Genomic DNA, 3,178 nt, shown 5'->3' with positions numbered 1-3,178 from the left:
AGAATCAACTTCCGTAATAACCGATTGTGACAGTTAAGGGTGCGGAACGTGGGTTAAAAGCCTCTTCTACTCCAATAATTCGACACGTTAAAGTTGCAGGCGCAAATTCACCTGATGACCCTAGACTGCAAAAATACTGGGCAGACAGAGCCACCAAATTCGGTAAAACCCGATTTGCCAAGGGTAGTTTCTATCTCAAAGTGGCTGAAAAACAAGGGCATCTTTGCTCAGTATGCGGTGAATCTATCTACAATGGTGAACCATTGCATCTACACCATAAAACCCCGGTGCATAAGGGCGGCAATGACTCGCTAAACAACTTAGTTTGGCTACATCAAGCCTGCCATCATACCATACACAGCAACAAATCCAGCAAAGAGGAGCCTTCTTTAACACTCAACGACTGGGAAGTTACTGAGGCTTGAGCGGCTTGATGGGAAACTGTCACGAGCCGTTCTTAGGGGACTGCGGGGTGGCAACACCCCAATGTTACCCGACCTGTTATGCCTCTTTTACTCCTGTTTGTTGATTTACTATCTTACGACAAATTACGTGGAATTTTCACAACAAAATTTGCGACAAATTGCTTGGAATTCTGAAACTATGCCGTACTACACCCCAGAAACCTTTACTCCACAAGGATTAGGGCTGATTGTCTGGACGACAAATAACCCCGGATTGACGACATTTATCTCCGTACTCGACATTATATTCAAAGCGTTTCTGATGCTTTACATAAGTTTACGTAGTTTGGTTTAATTGTGCCTACCTACTTATAAAATTTTCAAATATAAATCGTTTAATAATTATCACAATTAAGTATTATGATAATTACAGATGACTGTTAGCTGTATTGAAAGTTAAATTAAGTCAAAAAATTAAAAAATTTTACCTGCTAATCCGCTGGAACAAGTTGAAAAAAATGACAGTGACTACGCGATCACTTTGGAACTATTGAAGGAATTTCAGTTAATTGTGGGCAGCATAAAACAGCCACAGGAGAAACCTTTGGAGAACCAAGAACAGCAAGAATATTTTTCAGGCAGGAAAAAACAGCGCGCATTTAAGAATTCAGTTTATTACCCCTTGCAGAAACCTGGACAAAACTGCTATCAGTAACTATCTCTAACCCTGATTATTACGTTGGATCTGGTTAACAGTTAATGCCTTCCAAAACCAGACTAAGTACAAGATTTCACAAGTTTGTAGCGTTATTGAGTCTCTCAAAGCTTTACTAGTAGGTGGCTCATTTCATCATGAATTTCTGAAATGCTGTACTAAGAGAGTGTTGCAAATTTTCAGACGAATCTAATAGTTTCTCTCATCATTGTTTGAATTGTTTTCGTCGTGGGTTTTTAGTCATTAAGGCTGCTGTTCTCAAAAATGATTTAATGATTTATTAGACACACTACCTTTGATTTACATACTCTTGAGATGTACGGATTTTAGATAACTAGGGATCACAGGTTAAACTTTGTCGAATTCACGTTAAATAAAGTTTTCGAGGAATTACCAATGTATTTGCATACCCATTGCTACAAAACTAAAGGTGGAATATTTGTTTCTCGCTCCGTGACTAAAACTTCCATTGAGACTGCAATAGAAGAAGTCTTGTTACGCCTGGATTCTCAACGTGGAGGTTTATTCAAAAGTAGTTACGAATATCCAGGAAGATATAAAAGATGGGCGATCGGTTTTGTCAATCCACCTCTAGAACTTGCCACTCGCGACAACAATTTCACACTCACAGCCCATAACGAGCGGGGTATAGTGCTGTTAGAGTACCTAGCAGAACGTCTATACAACCTACCGCAACTTCAAGGAGTTAAATGGGAAACTAATCGTGTCACTGGCTCGGTTCGACCAACAGAACGTTTCTTTTCAGAAGAAGAAAGAAGTAAACAACCATCGGTTTTTAGCATTTTACGAGAAATTCTCAAAACTTTCGCCAGTCCAGAAGATGACCATCTAGGACTATACGGTGCATTTGGTTATGACTTGGTTTTCCAGTTTGAGCCAATGCCCAAGCACTTACAACGTGCTGAAGACCAACGGGATTTGATACTGTATTTACCTGATGAATTGTTAATTGTTGACTACCATCAACAAAGCGCGTTTCATTTGCAATATGAATTTGTCACCAAAAATGGTAGTACTAGGGGACTACCTCGTGATGGTCAAGTCATAGATTACAGAGGTAAACGCCTGACTCCTACTAGTGCATCCGACCACGCACCAGGAGAATATGAACAGCAGGTAGAAAAAGCACTCTTATACTTTCAGCGTGGAGATTTATTTGAAGTTGTTCCCAGCCAAAGCTTCTTTCAAATCTGCGAACAGTCCCCAACAGAACTTTTCTGGAAACTACAGCAGATTAATCCCAGTCCCTATGGATTCATCTTGAATTTAGGTGGAGAGTTTCTCATTGGTGCATCTCCAGAAATGTTTGTGCGAACTGAAGGGAAGCGTGTGGAAACTTGCCCAATCAGTGGTACTATTAAACGGGGTAACAATGCCATTGATGATGCGGCTCAAATCCTGAAATTACTAAACTCAGGCAAGGATGAAGCTGAGTTGACCATGTGTACAGACGTAGATCGCAACGATAAGTCGAGGATCTGCGAACCTGGGACAGTGCAAGTCATTGGTCGTCGTCAAATAGAAATGTACAGTCATCTCATCCATACAGTGGATCACGTTGAAGGTACACTGCGACCAGAGTTTGATGCTTTAGATGCATTCCTCAGTCATCTTTGGGCAGTTACAGTCACAGGCGCACCAAAGCGATGGGCAATGCAGTTTATTGAACAGCAAGAGCGTAGTCCTAGACGTTGGTATGGTGGAGCAGTTGGATACTTGACTTTCCAAGGAGACTTAAATACTGGTCTAATCTTACGGACTATCCAGTTGAAAGACTCCATTGCTGAAGTGCGAGTTGGTGCAACAGTTCTGTATGATTCGATTCCAGAAGCTGAAGCCCAAGAAACTGTCACTAAAGCCGCCGCCTTATTCCAAACACTTTACCAAGCCAAGCATAGAAATAGTGATTTCTCAATTAGCTCAGAACTTGAGCATCAGCAAATCAATGTAGAAACAGGGAAGCATGTCTTACTGATTGACTATGCAATACCTTCGCCAAATTTATGAACTGGTAGAACAAGGATCGGCAGGGTGGATG

General features: G+C 41.1%; 2 protein-coding genes and 1 pseudogene. All 3 read left to right on the top strand.

Going from position 1 to position 3,178, the window contains the following annotated elements:
- The first annotated feature begins 26 nt into the window (after nucleotides 1-26).
- Nucleotides 27-425: an HNH endonuclease gene (locus AC5JMK_RS13940; protein ID WP_495910373.1), complete on the top strand. Its 399-nt coding sequence runs from the start codon at nucleotides 27-29 to the stop codon at nucleotides 423-425.
- Between the two features lie 127 nt (nucleotides 426-552).
- Nucleotides 553-759 (top strand): hypothetical protein, encoded by a 207-nt coding sequence (locus AC5JMK_RS13935; RefSeq protein WP_495910372.1) that lies wholly within the window; start codon nucleotides 553-555, stop codon nucleotides 757-759.
- A 756-nt stretch (nucleotides 760-1,515) separates the two neighbouring features.
- Nucleotides 1,516-3,123, top strand: a pseudogene (locus tag AC5JMK_RS13930) (anthranilate synthase); the annotation flags it as partial.
- Between the last annotated feature and the right edge of the window lie 55 nt (nucleotides 3,124-3,178).

It is taken from the genome of Pelatocladus sp. (genome assembly GCF_059505505.1).
This window is presented reverse-complemented; position numbering and strand designations above follow the sequence as displayed.